This window comes from Streptomyces sp. NPDC048637, assembly GCF_040650675.1.
GTDB lineage: Bacteria > Actinomycetota > Actinomycetes > Streptomycetales > Streptomycetaceae > Streptomyces.
Map to the genome: position 1 here is coordinate 499,531 of NZ_JBEZHQ010000002.1, position 16,269 is coordinate 515,799.

At 72.1% G+C, this 16,269-nt stretch carries 15 protein-coding genes; 6 read left to right on the forward strand and 9 right to left on the reverse strand.

Going from position 1 to position 16,269, the window contains the following annotated elements; translation table 11 throughout:
- Window positions 1-79 precede the first annotated feature (79 nt).
- From AB0C46_RS04995 to AB0C46_RS05005, 3 genes are all read left to right on the forward strand, one after another.
- Window positions 80-1,042, forward strand: a complete 963-nt coding sequence (locus AB0C46_RS04995) for an alpha/beta hydrolase (protein WP_362825724.1) — start codon at window positions 80-82, stop codon at window positions 1,040-1,042.
- Entirely contained in the window at window positions 1,035-2,327 is a 1,293-nt protein-coding gene (locus tag AB0C46_RS05000; RefSeq protein ID WP_362825726.1) for an acyltransferase, read from the forward strand. The genes AB0C46_RS04995 and AB0C46_RS05000 overlap by 8 nt, the downstream gene beginning before the upstream one ends.
- Window positions 2,328-2,424: 97 nt before the next feature.
- A complete protein-coding gene (locus AB0C46_RS05005) occupies window positions 2,425-3,129 on the forward strand; it encodes a class I SAM-dependent methyltransferase (RefSeq protein ID WP_362825728.1) in 705 nt (234 codons plus the stop codon).
- A gap of 93 nt (window positions 3,130-3,222) precedes the next feature.
- Here AB0C46_RS05005 and AB0C46_RS05010 read toward each other — a convergent pair whose 3' ends face one another.
- The 5 genes from AB0C46_RS05010 to AB0C46_RS05030 form a co-directional block, all read right to left on the reverse strand.
- A complete protein-coding gene (locus tag AB0C46_RS05010) occupies window positions 3,223-3,798 on the reverse strand; it encodes an NUDIX hydrolase (protein ID WP_362825729.1) in 576 nt (191 codons plus the stop codon).
- Between the two features lie 205 nt (window positions 3,799-4,003).
- Window positions 4,004-5,206 (reverse strand): HAMP domain-containing sensor histidine kinase, encoded by a 1,203-nt coding sequence (locus tag AB0C46_RS05015; RefSeq protein WP_362825730.1) that lies wholly within the window; start codon window positions 5,204-5,206, stop codon window positions 4,004-4,006.
- A 5-nt stretch (window positions 5,207-5,211) separates the two neighbouring features.
- Window positions 5,212-5,889, reverse strand: a complete 678-nt coding sequence (gene cseB, locus AB0C46_RS05020; protein WP_362825731.1) for a two-component system response regulator CseB — start codon at window positions 5,887-5,889, stop codon at window positions 5,212-5,214.
- 12 nt (window positions 5,890-5,901) lie between these two features.
- Window positions 5,902-6,348 carry a hypothetical protein gene (locus tag AB0C46_RS05025; protein ID WP_362825732.1) on the reverse strand — a complete coding sequence of 149 codons (447 nt, stop codon included), beginning with the start codon at window positions 6,346-6,348 and terminating at the stop codon, window positions 5,902-5,904.
- Window positions 6,349-6,360: 12 nt separating this feature from the next.
- Window positions 6,361-6,849: a hypothetical protein gene (locus tag AB0C46_RS05030; protein WP_362825733.1), complete on the reverse strand. Its 489-nt coding sequence runs from the start codon at window positions 6,847-6,849 to the stop codon at window positions 6,361-6,363.
- Window positions 6,850-7,495: 646 nt separating this feature from the next.
- Here AB0C46_RS05030 and AB0C46_RS05035 point away from each other — a divergent pair.
- Window positions 7,496-8,380 (forward strand): glycerophosphodiester phosphodiesterase family protein, encoded by an 885-nt coding sequence (locus tag AB0C46_RS05035; protein ID WP_362825734.1) that lies wholly within the window; start codon window positions 7,496-7,498, stop codon window positions 8,378-8,380.
- Between the two features lie 362 nt (window positions 8,381-8,742).
- Window positions 8,743-9,981, forward strand: a complete 1,239-nt coding sequence (locus AB0C46_RS05040; protein ID WP_362825811.1) for an acyltransferase family protein — start codon at window positions 8,743-8,745, stop codon at window positions 9,979-9,981.
- A 512-nt stretch (window positions 9,982-10,493) separates the two neighbouring features.
- Here AB0C46_RS05040 and AB0C46_RS05045 read toward each other — a convergent pair.
- Window positions 10,494-10,886 carry a RidA family protein gene (locus tag AB0C46_RS05045; protein ID WP_362825812.1) on the reverse strand — a complete coding sequence of 131 codons (393 nt, stop codon included), beginning with the start codon at window positions 10,884-10,886 and terminating at the stop codon, window positions 10,494-10,496.
- A 639-nt stretch (window positions 10,887-11,525) separates the two neighbouring features.
- Entirely contained in the window at window positions 11,526-12,254 is a 729-nt protein-coding gene (locus AB0C46_RS05050) for a spheroidene monooxygenase (protein ID WP_362825735.1), read from the reverse strand.
- Window positions 12,255-12,354: 100 nt separating this feature from the next.
- On the opposite strand from AB0C46_RS05050, the gene AB0C46_RS05055 reads away from it, so the two are divergent.
- Window positions 12,355-13,050, forward strand: a complete 696-nt coding sequence (locus tag AB0C46_RS05055; RefSeq protein WP_362825737.1) for a TetR/AcrR family transcriptional regulator — start codon at window positions 12,355-12,357, stop codon at window positions 13,048-13,050.
- 177 nt (window positions 13,051-13,227) lie between these two features.
- On the opposite strand, the gene AB0C46_RS05060 is transcribed toward AB0C46_RS05055, so the two are convergent.
- Window positions 13,228-14,316, reverse strand: coding sequence for an alpha/beta hydrolase (locus AB0C46_RS05060; RefSeq protein WP_362825738.1), 1,089 nt, complete (start codon window positions 14,314-14,316; stop codon window positions 13,228-13,230).
- Between the two features lie 137 nt (window positions 14,317-14,453).
- Window positions 14,454-16,130, reverse strand: coding sequence for a bifunctional 3'-5' exonuclease/DNA polymerase (locus tag AB0C46_RS05065; protein WP_362825814.1), 1,677 nt, complete (start codon window positions 16,128-16,130; stop codon window positions 14,454-14,456).
- Window positions 16,131-16,269: the final 139 nt, after the last annotated feature.

Sequence of the window (16,269 nt, forward strand, 5' to 3'; positions counted from 1 at the left end):
AACCTCCTTTTCCAGTTCCCCGAACGGACAGGAAGGAAGGCCGGCGATGCGCGCTGCACGTCTCAGGCGTGGGCTGGCAATGGCTCTCACCGCATGCTCCATCGTGGTGACGGTCGCCGCCGCGGCACGGTCCACCGTGCCGGGTACGCCGGTGCAGCCCCGGCTCCCCGCGATCCAGGCGGACAACCTGGTGGCGCGGTACGCGGCGAACCACCGCTTCATCGCCGAATCCCGGCGCGCGGCCCGCGACATGGGCGACACCGGCCGGGCCAAGGTGCTCGGCCGGCTGGCGAGGGAGGACCGGCACTTCCTCTCGTTCAGCCCGCGTGGCGACGGCCAGGCCGTGGAGGTGCTCGGCGACCTGGCGCACGCCGACCGGATCGCGGTCGTGGTGCCCGGCTCGGACACCACGGTCGATACCTTTGACGAACTGGGCACCGTCTACGCCTCGTTGAACGGCGGCGCCCGCGCCCTGCACACCGAGATGAAGAAGCTCCAGCCGGGGCGGAACATCGCGGTCGTGGCCTGGTACGGCTACCCGGCGCCCCGCACCATGAGCCGGGACATCGTGTCCACCGACCGCGCCCTGGACGGCGGCCGTCGCCTGGCCGGGCTGCTCGGGGACCTGCGGAGGGTGAATGCCTCGGCTCCCGTGGCCCTGCTCTGCCACTCCTACGGATCCGTGGTGTGCGCGACCGCCCTGCGCCGCATGGATGCGCCGGCCGAGTCCTCCCTCGCGGACGTGGTGCTCTACGGCAGCCCCGGAACGGGCGTGCGCTCCCGGGCCGGACTGCGGACCCGGGTCCCGGTGTGGGCGGGCCGGGGAGCGACCGACTGGATCGAGGGAGTACCCCACGTCAGCCTCGACCTGCTGGGCGAACAGGTCGGGTTCGGCACCGACCCCGTCACTGCCGATTTCGGTGCGCGGATCTTCCCCGCGGGCGCCGGCAGCCACAGCGACTATCTCCGCCCCGGGGGGCTCGCGCTGCGCAACATATCCCTGATCGCGCTCGGCCGGGGCACGGAGGTCTCCCATGACTGATCTGGAACTGCGCCCGCCGACTCCGGTCCGGCAACCGCCGCTGCCCACCGGCCCGTTGCGCCCCGTCCCCGCGCGGCGCACCCCCTGGCAGGCCCTCCACACGGTGGCGCTGCGCATCGACGCGGCGACCCCGGCGGAACGGGACCGGGCGATAGATGTGCTGCGCGCGCTGGCCATCACGGGGGTGGTCCTGGGCCATTGGCTGGTGAGCGGCGTCGTCCTCCAGGCCGGCGGCCATCTGGTCGGCGACAGCCCGCTGGGGCATCTTCCCGGGCTCGCCCCGGTGACCTGGATTCTGCAGCCCCTGGCCGTGTTCTTCCTGGTGGGCGGCCGGGTGGGCGCCCGCAGCTACCAAGCGGCGCGGGCCCGCGGGACCGCCTACCGGACCTGGCTGGCCCAGCGGCTGGCGAGACTGCTCCGCCCGGCGACGGCGTTCGCCCTCACCTGGGGACTCGTATGGCTGGGCCTGGTGCTCGCCGGCACCGCACACGAGACGATCCACACGCTGATGTGGCTGGCCTACTCTCCCCTCTGGTTCCTCGGTGTGTACGCGCTGCTGATCGCGGCCACTCCGCTGGTGTACCGGGCAGGGGCCCGTATCGCGGTGGCGGCCTGCCTGGTCGTGGCCGCGCTGGACGCCTCCCGCCTGCTGTTCGCGGACAGCGGCTGGATCGACACCCTCCGCCTGCTGAACATCCCGGCGGGCTGGCTGGTCCCGTACTGCCTCGGCGCGGTCTGGGCGGCCGGCGGGTTCACCCGCCGCCGGTCCGCGGTGGCGCTGCTGCTCGGCGGTGGCGGTGCCATGGCCGCGCTGATCCTCTGGGGCGGCTATCCCGCGAGCATGGTCGGCGTCCCCGGCTCCACCCTCTCCAACCTCAGCCCGCCCACCCTCGCGGCGGTCGCCTTCGGCCTGGCACAGACGGGCGCGGCACTGCTGCTGCGCGCCCCGCTGCGCCGCACGGTGACCGCTCCGGCCCCCACGGACCCCGCAACGACGCCCCAGGAACGCGCGACTCCGGCGCAGTTCCTCTGGGCGGCGGTGGCGCTGCTCAACCTCTCGGCCGTCACGGTCTTCCTCTGGCACCAGACCGCGATGCTCACCACCACCGTCGTCCCGCTGGGCCTGGGCCACACCTTCCGCGGTCTGCACACCAGCCCCGACCTGGGCTGGATCGCGGCGAGGTGCGGGTGGATACCGGTGTTCGTGGTGGTCCTCGTCGTGCTGGGTACGGCGTTCCGGGACCGGGAGGGGGCCCGCGGCAACCGAGCAATAATCAATCAATAACGTGATGTGAGAAGCTCGTTCGCCACCCTGTTGGCCGTTGAAGCCCCCATGTCCGTTCGTCAGCACCACCCGCACTCGTCTCCCCTCCGGAGGATTGATGTCCACCCTCACGCTCGAATCGATAAGCACGCTCTACGCGAAGTACGCGGACGACTTGAGGGCGGTGCGTGACGCGCAGCGGACGTTCCTCCGGGACAACAAGGAGACGGTCAAGGCCCAGCTCGACGACTACGAGGCGGAGATCACCTACCTGCTCCTGCGGGACCTCCGGCCGGAGGTCGTCGTGGAGGTGGGTACCTTCCGCGGCTGGTCCACCACGTGGATCCTGAGCGCGCTGCGCGACAACGGCACGGGCCACCTGTACTCCTTCGACATCGTCGACAACGTCGTGAAGAACGTGCCGGCCGAACTCTCCGAGGGACGCTGGACGTTCACCAAGGGAGATCTGCGGGACAACATCGCCAAGGTCCCGACGGAGACCGACTACCTCTTCATCGACGCCGACCACGGCGCCCGCTTCGCGCGCTGGTACATCGACAACCTCTTCCCGGTGGTCCGCCCCGGGACCCCCACCAGCGTCCATGACGTCTTCCACGGCCGCCGCCCGAAGCCCATGAGCGAGGGCTCGGTCGTGATCAAGTGGCTGGCCGCCCAGAACGTCGAGTACTTCACCCCGTCCGTGGCGAAGGCCCCCGAGGTGACGGCGCGACTGGCCGAGGTGAAGAAGGAACTGAACCTCAGCGAGCCGGTCCGCGAGAGCCGCCACAACCCGATGATCTACTTCAACCTCCCGCAGAGCTGACCCTCCAGCGGCACACCACGAAGTCCCCCATCTCGGCCGAGGTGGGGGACTTTGGTGTCTGAGGTGCCGGGGGGTGCTTCCCCGGGCGGCCCGCTATGGCAGCTGGTGCACGAAGGCGATGACGAAGAGCAGGCCGAGTACGCAGGCCAGGACCGCGGTGGGCAGCGCCCAGGCGGGGCGGCGTTCGCCGCGCAGGGGAGCCGTCGTATGGCGGTTCAGCCGGGTGAGGCCGTCCAGTATGACCAGAGCGAGGGCGACGCACGGCACCGATACGGCGAAGTGCACCAGCCAGGCGCCGGCCAGTGTGGGGCCGCCCCAGTCACTGTCGTGCGGAGTCCGGTCGACGAACCCGTACAGCAGCCCCCGGGCGATGGCCAGGGTGAGCGCACCGGCCAGCAACAGGGCGACGACGCCGAGAAGTATGGTCAGCGCGCCGTGGAACACCAGCCGGGCGGCGCCCGGTGAGGGGGCGCCGAGCGGCAGCGGCCCGGCGCGCAGCCACCGCCGCCGGGCGGCTTCCCGGTGACCGGTGAGGGCGGAACAGAGCGCCAGGGCACCGGCGGGGAACAGGGTCACCGCTTGACCGGCGTGCCGGGCCGCCGTGGCCAGGCGGGGCTGGCCCGGCGGTCCGTCCGGGCGCCGTGCGGCGGCAGGGTGTCGGTTCGTCATGTCAGGACAGTAGGTTCGCGCCGCGCTCACCCGCGTCACTCCCCGGCGGTGTCCGCGCACCCGTACCGCAGTAGGGCGTCGGGTAGGGCTGCTTGGCGTACAGGCGCGCAGATGTCCCGGAGAGGGCCTGCGGCTCGGAGGGTCGGCAGCGGGGGAGGGAGCCGGGCGGGGCCGGGGGCTCGTGGGCGGCCCGGTGAGGTGGCGGTCAGCGTTCGGGGGCGAGATCCACAGTGGCCAGGGCGCCGCCGTCCGGGGGGTTTTCGTAGGTCACCCGGGCGCCCAGCACCCGCGCCTGGCCGGCGACGATGGTCAGGCCCAGACCGATCCCGGCGCCGCGCTCGCGGGCGCCGGTGCGGAAACGCTGGGGGCCGTGGGTCAGCAGCTCGGCGGGGAAGCCGGGGCCGTGGTCGCGTACCCGTACCGCCGACCCCGCCACCTCCAGGGTCACCGGCGGGGCGCCGTGGAGCCGGGCGTTGGTGACCAGGTTGGCCAGGATCCGTTCGACCCGGCGGTGGTCGGTGGCCACGACGGTCTCCTCGTGCACGAGCACCTCGACGTCCCCGCCCGCCAGGGCTGCCGCCCGGTGCGCCAGCGCGCTCGGGAGCACCTCCTCGCACTGCGCCTGCTCGACGCCCGGCACATCGAGCCGGGCCACCTCCAGGACGTTCTCCACCACGCTGCGCAGGGTGTCCACACCGCCGCTGACCAGCTCGGCCGGGCGGCCGGGCGGCAGCAGTCCGACGGCGGTCACCAGCCCGGCCACCGGGGTGCGGAGCTCATGGGCGATATCGGCGGTGACCCGTCGTTCGGCCTCCAGCCGGGCGCTCAGGGCGTCGGCCATGGTGTTGACGGCGGCGCCGAGCCGGGCGATCTCGTCCTTGCCCCGGGGCCGGACCCGGTCCGTCAGATCGCCGTCCGCGATCCGCTGCGCGGTGCGTGCGGACGCGGTGATCCGCCGTCCCGCGCCGGCCGCCGCGACGACGCCCAGCACACAGCCGAGCGCGGTGACGGCCGCGCCGGAGCCGATCAGCACCCGGTCGAGATCGGCGAGGGCACGCACCTGGGGCCCGTAGGAACGCCGGACCGCGACGATGTCCCGCCCGCTGCGGGTGGCGGCCCACAGCACCGGGGCGGAGCCGCCGGAGTGCTGCAGGCAGGTGGCCCGCACGGGGCGGTCGGTGATGGTCCTGCGGAGCGCAGCGGGCAGATCCGGGGGATTCACCAGGGCACCGTTGTCGATTCCGGAGGCGTATTCGCTCACCGCCTCGACGAGCCGGGCATCGATCAGATGGGCCGCGTTCTTCCGCTGGTCCCTGGCGGTGAGTTGATGCACCAGCAGCCCGATGAGCGTGGCGACGAGCGCGGCGGTCGCGGCGATGACCAGGGCGGTCTTGGTACGGAGTCCCATGACGGTCAGGGCGCGAGCTTGTAGCCGAACCCGCGGACGGTCACGATGCGGTCGTGGCCGATCTTGGCACGCAGACGGAGCACATGGACGTCGACGACCCGGGTGTCACCGCCGCACGCGTAGTCCCACACCCGCTCCAGCAGGGTGATCCGCGAGAGCACGACACCCGGCTCGGCCGCGAACTCCAGCACCAGCCGGCGCTCGGTCGGGGTGAGTTCGAGCAGCCGGCCCGCCCTGCGGACATCCATGGAAGCGGTGTCCACGCTGAGGTCGCCGAACCGCAGCACCGTGTCGTCCTCGTGCGGACGGTTCCGGGCGACCTCCGTGGCGCGGCGCAGCGCCGCACGTATGCGGGCGACGAGCACCGGAATGTCGTACGGCTTGGTGAGGTAGTCGTCGGCGCCCGCCTCCAGGCCGTGGACGACATCCACCGGGTCGGTGCGGGCGGACACCATCAGCACCGGCAGCCGGCTCACCTCACGGATGCGGCGCACCACACCGACCCCGTCGAGGCGGGGCAGCATGACGTCCAGGACGACGACATCGGGGGCGCGGTCCCGGAACTCCGCCAGCCCGGCGTGGCCGTCGGAGGCGGTACGCACCTGGTATCCGTAGCGTTCCAGGGACAGTTGAGTGGCCTCCCGCAACAGGGAGTCGTCCTCCACGAGCAGCACGTCGGTCATCGGTGGCGGTTCCTAGGGCTCGGGGAGGGGCAGCCGCACCGAGCTCAGGTCGTCCGCCCCATCAGGCGGGAGGTGGGAGGACCGCACCGTGGCGCGGGTGTAGTACGAGACGTTCTCACGGTTCTGGAGGCGGCTGAGTTCGACGGTGGCCGGGTAGCCCTGGGCGGGGCAGTGGGGGATGCACCACATGCCGCGCAGCCGCCCGGTGGCCACGGCCTTCGCCGCTCCCCAGGAGCGCCAGCTCAGCCGGTCGACCGAGGAGAACTCGGTGAGGGCGAATCCGGTGGGGCGGGTCAGCGGGTGGCCCAGGGTGTCAGGGACATAGACCGGGCCCGAGGACTGGGTGGGGCTGGGGGCGGGCCCCTCGACATGGGGCTGTTCGGGACTGCCGCACCCCGCGACGCCCACGGCCGTCACCACCAGCAGGCAGACGGTGGTGACGGCCGTGGGCTTGTGCATCGGAAGCCTTCGTCAGCTGGTGGCGAGCGGGTGCTTGCCCTGGAGGTCCTCGGATTCGTACGCGCCGTTGCCGCCGGCGAGCTTCAGCGTGAAGGACGAGAAGACCTTCTTGCCGTTCACGGTCTTGGGGTCCGAGAGCGTGAGGGTCCCCTTCAGCGGCTTGTCCTGGCAGGTTTCGAGGCACCAGTTGCCCGTGATCTTACCGGTGGCGACTGCCTTCTGCGTGCCCCACTTCCAGTTGAGGTCGCTGGCCGAGGTGAACTCGGAGAGCACCAGCTTCTCGGGGCTGCGCTCGGCCTTGCCGTGGTCCGCGTTCTCCTCGCCGTAGTGGTTCATGACGTAGGGGGTGCTGCTGGTGCGGGCGACGCTCGCGGTGTGCTCCGAGGCGGTAGCGGCCTGAGCTCCGGTGGCGGTGGCGACCGTGCCGAGGACGGCGACACAGGCCAGTGCCGCGCCGAAGGCCGACTTGTGGCTCCGGGCGATGCTCGTGGTGCGCTTCATGGCTCTCGCTCCATCTGTTGATCATTTGGGGCACAACCGAAGCTATGAGGGGCGCTTCTCGGTGGTCTGACAGCTGTGTAACAGCCGCCCATCGACCGCTGTTACCTGATCTACATACGGGGGAGAGCGGCGGCAGCAGAGCGTCCCCGCCAAGAAGAAGGCCAGGTCAGGAGGTTGCTGCCGGCAATACCGGCGCCCGCCCGGGTCGCGCCCGGAGGCCGGCCACGCACGGCCGGTGGGCCGGGGCGCCGCGCCATCTTGCCGCCCGCACGGCCGGAGAGCCGTCTCCGGGCATTCCGGCCGTCCGGCTATCCCGGCCGTCCGGCTATCCCGGCCGTCCGGCTGTCCGGGCATCCCGGCTGTCCGGCCATCCCGGCCGTCCGGCCATTCCGGCCGCCCGGATGGCGGGCCGCTCAGGAACACGCCGACCGCCCGCTCCGTACCCGACGCCGACCCTGCTGACCTGCGAAAAGGCGACCGCCGGGGCGGGTGGGGGCGGAGTCGCCCGGCCGGTGCTCACGTGGCGGGTGACGCGGGACGCGGGCATGTTGGGGAGACAGCGGCATTCCTGGACGGGAGGAAGGGCCTCAGGGGGCGTGCCTGACGCGGCCGGCGCCGTCGGGTGAGCGGACCAGGAGGCTGCCGCATGCTTCGGAGCTCACTGCGGATCCCCGCTGCCGGCATCGCCTATCTGATGACGGCCGCGGTGGCGTCGTCCGCGATGGCGTCCGGGCCGCACGAGTTCGCGGATGTCGCCGTGATCAGCGGAGCGCGGGCCGGTCCCGGCACCGCGGCGACACGGGTGATCGCCCACCGCGGCGCCTCCCGTTACGCACCCGAGAACACCCTCGCCGCCGTCGACGCCGCACACCGCCGCGGGTTCATATGGGTGGAGAACGATGTGCAGCGGAGCAAGGACGGCCACCTGGTGGTGCTGCACGACATCACGCTGCGGCGGACGACGGACGCCGCCAAGGTGTTTCCCGGGCGGGCGCCGTGGCGGGTCGGGGATTTCACCGCCGCGGAGCTCGCGCGGCTGGATGCCGGCAGCTGGTTCGGCAAGCGGTTCAAGGGGGAGCGGGTGCCCACACTTGCCGCCTTCTTGCGCCGCCTGGACCATAACGGGCAGCGTCTATTGCTGGAGATCAAGGCCCCCGAGAAGTATCCCGGAATCGAGGCACAGGTCATCCGTGAACTACGGGTCCGAGGGTGGCTGGATCGCGCCCATGTCCGGAGCCGGCTGGTGGTCCAGAGCTTCTGTGTGATGTGCGTAAAAACCGTCCATGAGGTGGCACCGCAGGTACGTACGGGGATTCTCGGAGCGCCCGATGTGCGCAAGCTGGCGCGCTATGCGCGGTTCGCAGATCAGATCAACCCCCGTGCTTCCGCGCTCAGTTCACGCTGGCTGGCGGCCGTGCACCGGCTGCGCGGGCCGCACGGACGCCCGTTGGAGGTCTATGCGTGGGACGTGGCGAAGAACACGACCGCCCGGTCCGTGCGGGCCAGAGGGGTCGAAGGTGTTATTGAATAGCGGGCAACGGCCGGAGATTAAGGCAGCATTGTCCAGATCTCCCAGGGAGTCGGGCTGCGCTGCGGTCCGCCCTGCCGCCCGCAGTGCGTGAAGGAGCTGTGGAGGGCGGACGCGCCGCGTGTGGCCGCCACCGGCAGGGATTTACGTGATTCCCGCCGCGGGGCTAAGGTGCCTGAGATGTTCGACGCCGCCACACTCCCCGTAAAAGAACTAAGACGCAGGATTTGGCTTTTGGGTTCCGATTTGCGGCCCGGCGCGGGCCAGCGTCCAGCTCCTCCCCTGGGATCCTTTCGGGAGGCTCCTTGAAGAACGAATTTCCGGCGTACGGCGAACGGCGGGTGCCGCTTCCCCTGCAACGGCAGATGTCGCATGACACGCTGAGTCGGACGGGCACACCGGCGCCGTCGGAGACCGGCGGGTCCACGGCAACGGCAACGCTGGCACCGGCGACGGCGACCGCCTCCGGTGCGGCGGCGGCCGGCACCGCGCACGCCGGCCCCGGCGGCCATGCCAAGAGCCGGGGCAAGGACGGTGCGAAGACCGACGCCACGGCCGATGCCAAGGCCGCCGCCAAGGCGAAGCCGCGCGATGCCTTCTTCGACAACGCGAAGTACCTGGCCATCGTGCTGGTGGCGATGGGGCACTCCTGGGAGCCGCTGCGTGACGGCAGCCGCTCCGCGGCGGCGCTCTACATCACCGTCTACGCCTTCCACATGCCGGCGTTCATCATCATCTCCGGTTATTTCTCGCGCAGTTTCGATATGCGCAAGGACCGGCTGCAGCGGCTGATTACCGGAGTCGCGGTCCCGTACATCCTCTTCGAAGTCGCCTACACGGTCTTCAAGAGGTGGGCGGACGACGATCCGGGTTACCCGATCAGCCTGATGGACCCCTGGTATCTGACGTGGTTCCTGGCCGCCCTGTTCATCTGGCGGCTGACCACCCCGCTGTGGAAGATCGTGCGCTGGCCGGTCCCGCTGGCGCTGGCCATCGCCGTACTCGCGTCGCTGTCCCCGGAGATCGGCGACGACCTGGACCTCCAACGGGTGCTGCAGTTCCTGCCGTTCTTCGTGATCGGGCTGTCGCTGCGGCCGGAGCACTTCAAGCTCGTACGCCGCAAGAAGGCGCGGATCCTGGCCGTACCGGTCTTCGCGACCGCGCTGGTCTTCGCGTACTGGGCGGCACCGCGGATGAACGCCGCCTGGTTCTACCACCGTGACGCCGCACAGGAGCTCGCCGCTCCGTGGTGGAGCGGTGCGGTCATGACGCTGGCGATGTTCGGCTGTTCACTCGTGCTGGTGGCCTGCTTCTTCGCCTGGATTCCGGGCCGCACGATGTGGTGCACGGCGCTGGGCGCGGGCACCCTCTACGGCTATCTGCTGCACGGCTTCCTCGCCAAGGGGTCGCGCTTCTGGAACTGGTACGACACCCCGTGGATGCACACGCCCTGGGGCGCGGTACTGCTGACGCTCGCCGCGGGCACCGTCATCACGGTGCTGTGCACACCCCCCGTACAGCGGGCCTTCCGGTTCGCCATGGAGCCCAAGATGACCTGGGCGTTCACGAAGGACGCGGTGGGTATGGCCCGCAGCCGCCACTGAACGGCCGAGGTCCGCACCGAACGGGGTGACGCGGCAGCGCGTACAGGACGGGGCGTACGTCCAGGAACAGTGCCAGGGGCGCGCGTTCCGCCGGGAAACCGGCGGGGCGGGCGCCCTTGGCACGTGTGGGGTGGCGTCGGGCGGGGCGGCGTCCGGCTGGGCCGACGGCGTCCCGCGGTGTCCGGCGGGACGGTGTCCGGCGGGGCGGTGTCTGGCCGGAGCCGTGGGAGCTGCTGAGTCGTGGGAGCCGCTGAGCTGTTGGAGCCGTCGAGTTGTCGGAGCTGCCGGGTCGTTGGAGCCGTCGAGTCGTTGGAGCTGTCGAGCTGTCGAGCTGTCGAGCTGTCGAGCTGTCGAGCTGTCGAGCTGTCGAGCTGTCGGTCCGTCGGTCCGTCGGTCCGTCGGTCCGCCGAGCTGTCTGAGCCGTCGAGCCATCGAGCCGTTGGAGCCGTCGAGCTGTCGGAGCCGCCGATTCGTCGGAGCCGTCGAGTCGTCGGAACGGTCGGCGTCGTCCGCTATCGGACGACGGCGATGCCTTCGATCTCGACCAGGGCGGTCTCGTCCCACAGGCGGGTGGCACCGATCACGGCCATCGCCGGATAGTCGCTGCCGACCAGTCGCTTCCACACCCGGCCGATCTCGCGGGCATGCCGGCGGTAGTCCGCGACATCGACGGCGAAGACGGTGAGCTTGGCGAGGTCGGCCGGGCCGGCGCCGGAAGCCGCCGCGACGTCCAGCAGATTCGTCAGCGCCCGCTCGAACTGCTCGACGATGCCGTCGCCGACGATCCGGCCCGAGCCGTCGAGAGCGGTCTGTCCGGCGAGAAAGACCAGGGTGCCCGGGGCGGCACGCACCGCATGACTGAACCCGGTCGGCGGCGCGAGATGCACCGGATTGACGCGCTCCAGCCCGCCGCCGCCCGCCCCCGCCCGTGCTTCCGCGCCTGCCGCCGCTTCCGCGCCTGCCGTTGCGTCAGTGCCTGCCGCCGCTTCCGCGCCCGCCGTTGCCTCCGCGCCCGTGCCTGCGGCTGTGTCCGCGCCGTGCTCGGCAGGCGGCTCCGATCCAGCGCTCGTCCCGGTCCCGGCACTCATCCGGCCGACTCCCTCCGCCGTCAATTCATCTCGCCCGTCCAGGCATTGAAGCCCGTTCCGCTCCTCCTGGGGAAGCCCTGCACCGGAGAGGCGAGCCCCCGCACCGGCACCGTCCCTCACAACCCCGTCCGGCGCGAGGACCGCACCGCCGCCCGCCGCCCGCCAACGGTCGCTCACCGTCGGCACTTCCGGCGAGCTTAGGGCCTGTCCGGCGAATCTCCAGGGTTGACGGGACGGCCTGGTACGGCCGGCACGGCTCCGCACAGCCGGGACGGCCCTGCACGGCCGGGCGGGCACGGGCCCGCGGCGCGGGCCAAGACCACGCGGGCACGCGGGTCCACTCCGTGGGGCCCGTGCCGCCTGCCGGGCCTGTGCCGCCGCGGGCCCACCCCCGTGGGACCCGCGCCGCCCGCCGGACCTGCGTCGCCCGCCGCCCAGCCCGACCCGTGGGCCGGCTCAGGGTATGCGCGGGGCCATGGCGGCCGCCGCCACCGGCTCCTGGCCGTCCAGCGTGCCCCGGGCGTCGTAGGGGCGGCATCGCAGGAACCCGGCCTCGTGGTGGAACGGCTTCGCCTGGTGCTCCCTGACCGCCTCCTTGTGCTCGGGCTGTGCGGATCCGTAGGCGTAGCGCTGCATCGCCGACGCGCTCTGCCACAGGGAGAAGGTGCCGACGAAGCGGGGCGGTCTGGCCAGGGCGACCGAAGTGGCCATCGAGGGGTCAGCGGCAGCCCGGCCGGCGGCCTGGGAGTTGGCGCGCAGGAACGGCAGCGCGCGGCGCAGCCGCAGCTGCCCGAGGGTGAGGACGGCGACCGGCCCGTCCTCCTCGTCCTCCGCGGCGCCGGGGGCGATCTCGACCGGCATCGGACCCCAGGAACCGGAGAACCGGAGCGGCCGCAACCGCACATGCCAGCCGCCGGCCAGCCGCCGCGGCAACGGGTCCTCGGCGAGAAAGCGGTCGAGTGCGGCATCGTCGTCCCATGACGCGAGCAACGCGGCGCGGCCGGGGCGCAGCTTGGGCGGACCGGACGAGATGGCGCCGGTGAGCGTGGTCTCGGCGTACCGCAGGCCGGGGGTCCGGCCCGGCCGTGGGCGCTCGCGGAGCACGGCGCGCACAGCGCGGAAGCCGATGTCGGCGATGTGTACGGAAACGATCACGATGAGCCCCCGCATCTCGAACTTACTCACGCGTATACCAATTGGTACACGACCCAGTATCCTTCATCGCAACGGCTATGGCGAGCCGAATTCACCACTGGAATGAGCCAGATCGCAGGGAGGGGATCACATGAGCGAGATCGACCGGAGCCGTGCCGCGCGCGCCGAGGCCAGGACCCGTATCGAGGACACCGCGGCCAGGCTGTTCGCCGAGCGCGGCTTCGCGGGCACCACCATCGGGGAGATCGCCGCCGAGGCGGGCCTGAGCAAGCCGATGCTCTACCGCCACTTCGACTCCAAGCAGGAGCTGCACCTCGCCCTGCTGGAGCGGCACCGCGACGAGCTGGCCGCCGCTCCGATCCGCGAACTCCTGCACGGCGAGGGCGATCTGGGCACGCGGATGACGGCGATGTACGACGCCTGGTTCGGACATGTGGAGAGCCACCCGTACACCTGGCGGATGATGTTCCGGGACACCACCGGGGAGGCTCAGGTGCAGGCCTTCCACCGTGAGCTGCAGCGCCGGCAGCGCGAGACGGACATGGCGCTGCTCCGCGAGTTCGTGCCCGGCATCCCCGAGGCCGAGCTGGAGCCCCTGGGGGAGGCGATCCGCAGCGCGCTCCACGGGCTCGCCCTGTGGTGGCTGGAGCGCCCCGACCAGCCACGCGAGCTGCTGGTCGCGGCGATGACGCGGATCACCCGTGGCCTGATCTCGACCGTCGAGAGCCCGAACGCCGGCACGCCGGGCACCCCGGGCACGGAGACGCCGGGTGCCCCGGGCCCGAGCGGAGCGACCCCCTCCGGCGCACCGGGCGGCACGGACTGAGCACCGGCCGGCACGCGGCACGGACCGGTTCCCGACGCACCGGGAAGGCCGGGCTGAGCCGGACCGCGCCCGGTCCGGCTCAGCCCACGGCCGTCAGCCCACGGCCGTCAGCCCACGGCCGTCAGCCCACGGCCGTCAGCCCACGGCCGTCAGCCCACGGCCGTCAGCCCACGGCCGTCAGCCCGCCGCCGGATGCAGCGCCGCCCGCAACTGCCCCGTCCAGTGCGCGGTCATCTCCTTCGCCACCCGGCTGTCCGGCGCGAACAGTTCGAAGCCGTGCCACGCACCGGGCACATTGCGGACCGTGACCGGCACCCCGGCGTCCATCAGGCGCCGGGCATACGCCAGCCCCGCATCGCGCATCGGATCGAGATCGCAGACCAGCACATAGGCCGGCGGCAGCCCCGACAGGTCGGTGGCGCGGGCCGCCGCGGCATACGCATCCACCCCGGCCGTCCCCTCCGGCAGATAGTGCCGCCATGTCCGCTGGACGCTCCGCCCGGTGGTCACCCGCGCCTCCACCGCCCCCTCGGCATCCGCCTCCACTGCTCCCTCGGCATCCGCCTCCATGGCCCCTGCGGAATCCGCCGTCGTCTCGTCCGCCCCGACCCGGTCGTCCAGATCCGGGATGCACAACGACTGGTGGACGATCGCCGGGCCGCCGCGGTCCCGGGCCATCAGGGCCACCGCGGCGCTGAGTCCACCGCCCGCGGACTTGCCGGTGAGGGCGATCCGCGCGGGATCGATGCCCAGCCCGGCGGCTCGCTCCGCCACCCATTCCAGGGCGCGATAGGAGTCCTCCACCCCGGCGGGATAGCGGTGTTCCGGGGCGAGGCGGTATTCGACGGTGATGACGACAGCGGGCAGTTCGCGGCAGAGCGCGATTGCCGCGCGGTCCTGCCCCGGCAGCGACCGGCCGAAGGCGTACCCGCCACCGTGGAAGTGCAGCACGGCGGGCAGCGCGCCACCGGTCCCCTCGGGGGCGGCTCCCCGCGGGTCCTGCCCCGGCCCGGTGCCCGCCCCGCTCTCCGGGCGGTAGACCTCGACCGTCAGCGCACTGCCGTCCCCCCGCGGGATGTCGAACCGCTCGCTGCCCACGCCCGTACGGTCGGCCGGAAACGCGGCCAGCATCTCGTCGAATCTCTCGCGAGTGCCCTCGATGTCCTCGTACGGATCGGAGAACTGCGGCAACGACTCGAAGACCGGGACGAGTTCGGGATGCACCCGCATCGCGGTCCGGACCTGCCTCTCGGGCTGGACGGTCATACAGGCACTCCTCGCTCAGAACGGACGTACTAGGAGGTGTCTCCCCGGCCTTCTGCTCACGATCCGCGCTCCGCACGCCCGCTCCGCCGCTGTCCCGCCGGTGTTTCGCACCACACCGCCCGGCACGGGCCCCGCCCTCACTTCGCCTCCGCATAGCACTCCACCACCACCGTGGTGAACGGGAAGCGGACCGGAATCTCCCCGAACGCGATCCGCCCCGCCGTATCGGCCGCCGCCGTGATCGCTTCGGAGACCGCCGCCGCCTCCTGCGCGGGGCAGTGCACGATCACCTCGTCGTGCTGGAAGAAGACCAGTTCGGCGCGGAATCCGCCCTCCCACAGCGAGTGGCGCAGCGCGGCCAGCATCAGCAACGCCCAGTCGGCGGCGCTGCCCTGTACGACGAAGTTGCGGGTGAACCGGCCGCGGGCACGGGCGGCCGCCGAGCTGCCGCCGTACCCCGTGGGCTCCTCCTGGGGGAGACCCGCCTCATCGGGCGGCACCACGGACGCGGGCGGGCAGGTGCGGCCCATCCAGGTGCGTACCAGCCGGCCCTCCTCGCCGGCGCGCGCCGCGTCGTCCACATACGCCACCGCGGCCGGATAGCGGCGGCGAAGATCGGCCATGTGCTTGAGGGCGTCGCCGGACGTCTGCCCGTAAATGGCGCCCAGCAGACCGAGCTTGGCCTGGGCGCGGTCCCCGCCGAACGCACGGGCCGCCAGATCCGCGTACAGATCCTCGCCGCTGCCGGCCACCTCCATCAGCCCCCGGTCACGGGAGACGGCCGCCAGCACCCGCGGCTCCATCTGGTCGGCGTCGGCGACCACCAGGCGCCACCCCGGATCGGCGCGCACGGCCTGCCGGACCACCTTGGGGATCTGCAGTGCGCCGCCGCCGTTGGCGGTCCAGCGTCCGGAGACGGTGCCACCGGGCAGATACTCGGGGCGGAAGCGGCCGTCGTGCACCCACTGCTGCAGCCAGGCCCATCCATGGGCGGTGTGCAGACGGTAGAGCTTCTTGTACTCCAGCAGAGGCGCCACCGCCGGATGATCGATCTGCTGCAGCTCCCATTTACGGGTCGAGGTGAGGGAAATCCCGGCGCGGGCAAAGGCCTTGATGATGTCGTTCGGCAGATCCGGGCGCACCCGCGCACCCGCCCCGAAGGCCCGGGACACCTCATCGGCCAGCTCCGCCATCCGGCGCGGCTCCAGCCCGCCCGGATAGCGCTCGCCCAGCAGCCCGTCGAGCATGGTGCGGTGCACATCCGCCCGCCAGGGCACCCCGGCCCGCCCCATCTCCGTGGCGACCAGCATGCCCGCGGACTCCGAGGCCAGCAGCAGCCGCATCCGGTCCGGGTGTTCGGCCTTCGCCGCGCGCGCCACATGGCCGGCGTAGACCTCCAGCAGCGCCGTCAGCTCGTCCGTACCGGGCGGCAGCGGCACCGGGCCCGGATCGAACAGTGACGGCTGGGTCTCGGCCGTACGGACCGGCGCGTCCACCGGGACGGGCAGGCCGTGCAGCCGCGCCCAGGCGGCCGCCAGCGAATGCGGCTGGCCCGACTGGCCCTCCTCATGGCCAATCAGCAGCGCCTCCGCGGCCTCCACGTCATAGCAACGCTCGACCCGCACCCCCGCCGCCAGTAGTCGCCGGTAGATCTCCGAGGTGGACCGCCACACCCACCGCTCGACCTCGGGACGGGAGCGCACCGCCGCCGCGAGCGAGGTCTCCTGCAGCACCGGCCCGGCGGGCCGGCCGTCCTGGGCGAGCGGGCAGAGACGAGCACCCCCGTCGCCCGTCTCCACCACCGCCCATCTCATGCCATTGAGTCTTGCACCAGGGTCTGACAATCGCCCTGACCAGCACGGACGACCCGATGCCGACGCCCGTGGAGTCCGGTCATGACCGACCGAATCACGGCCGGGCACAGCGCGACCCGACCGGACCCGAGCCGTCCGG

Coding starts and splice junctions, on each gene's coding strand:
- AB0C46_RS05015 (WP_362825730.1), bottom strand. CDS start 5,206: ATGGGACTCCGTACCAAGACCGCCCTGGTCATCGCCGCGACCGCCGCG.
- AB0C46_RS05000 (WP_362825726.1), top strand. CDS start 1,035: ATGACTGATCTGGAACTGCGCCCGCCGACTCCGGTCCGGCAACCGCCG.
- cseB (WP_362825731.1), bottom strand. CDS start 5,889: ATGACCGACGTGCTGCTCGTGGAGGACGACTCCCTGTTGCGGGAGGCC.
- AB0C46_RS05005 (WP_362825728.1), top strand. CDS start 2,425: ATGTCCACCCTCACGCTCGAATCGATAAGCACGCTCTACGCGAAGTAC.
- AB0C46_RS05060 (WP_362825738.1), bottom strand. CDS start 14,316: ATGACCGTCCAGCCCGAGAGGCAGGTCCGGACCGCGATGCGGGTGCAT.
- AB0C46_RS05055 (WP_362825737.1), top strand. CDS start 12,355: ATGAGCGAGATCGACCGGAGCCGTGCCGCGCGCGCCGAGGCCAGGACC.
- AB0C46_RS05065 (WP_362825814.1), bottom strand. CDS start 16,130: ATGAGATGGGCGGTGGTGGAGACGGGCGACGGGGGTGCTCGTCTCTGC.
- AB0C46_RS04995 (WP_362825724.1), top strand. CDS start 80: ATGGCTCTCACCGCATGCTCCATCGTGGTGACGGTCGCCGCCGCGGCA.
- AB0C46_RS05040 (WP_362825811.1), top strand. CDS start 8,743: ATGTCGCATGACACGCTGAGTCGGACGGGCACACCGGCGCCGTCGGAG.
- AB0C46_RS05030 (WP_362825733.1), bottom strand. CDS start 6,849: ATGAAGCGCACCACGAGCATCGCCCGGAGCCACAAGTCGGCCTTCGGC.
- AB0C46_RS05010 (WP_362825729.1), bottom strand. CDS start 3,798: ATGACGAACCGACACCCTGCCGCCGCACGGCGCCCGGACGGACCGCCG.
- AB0C46_RS05035 (WP_362825734.1), top strand. CDS start 7,496: ATGCTTCGGAGCTCACTGCGGATCCCCGCTGCCGGCATCGCCTATCTG.
- AB0C46_RS05025 (WP_362825732.1), bottom strand. CDS start 6,348: ATGCACAAGCCCACGGCCGTCACCACCGTCTGCCTGCTGGTGGTGACG.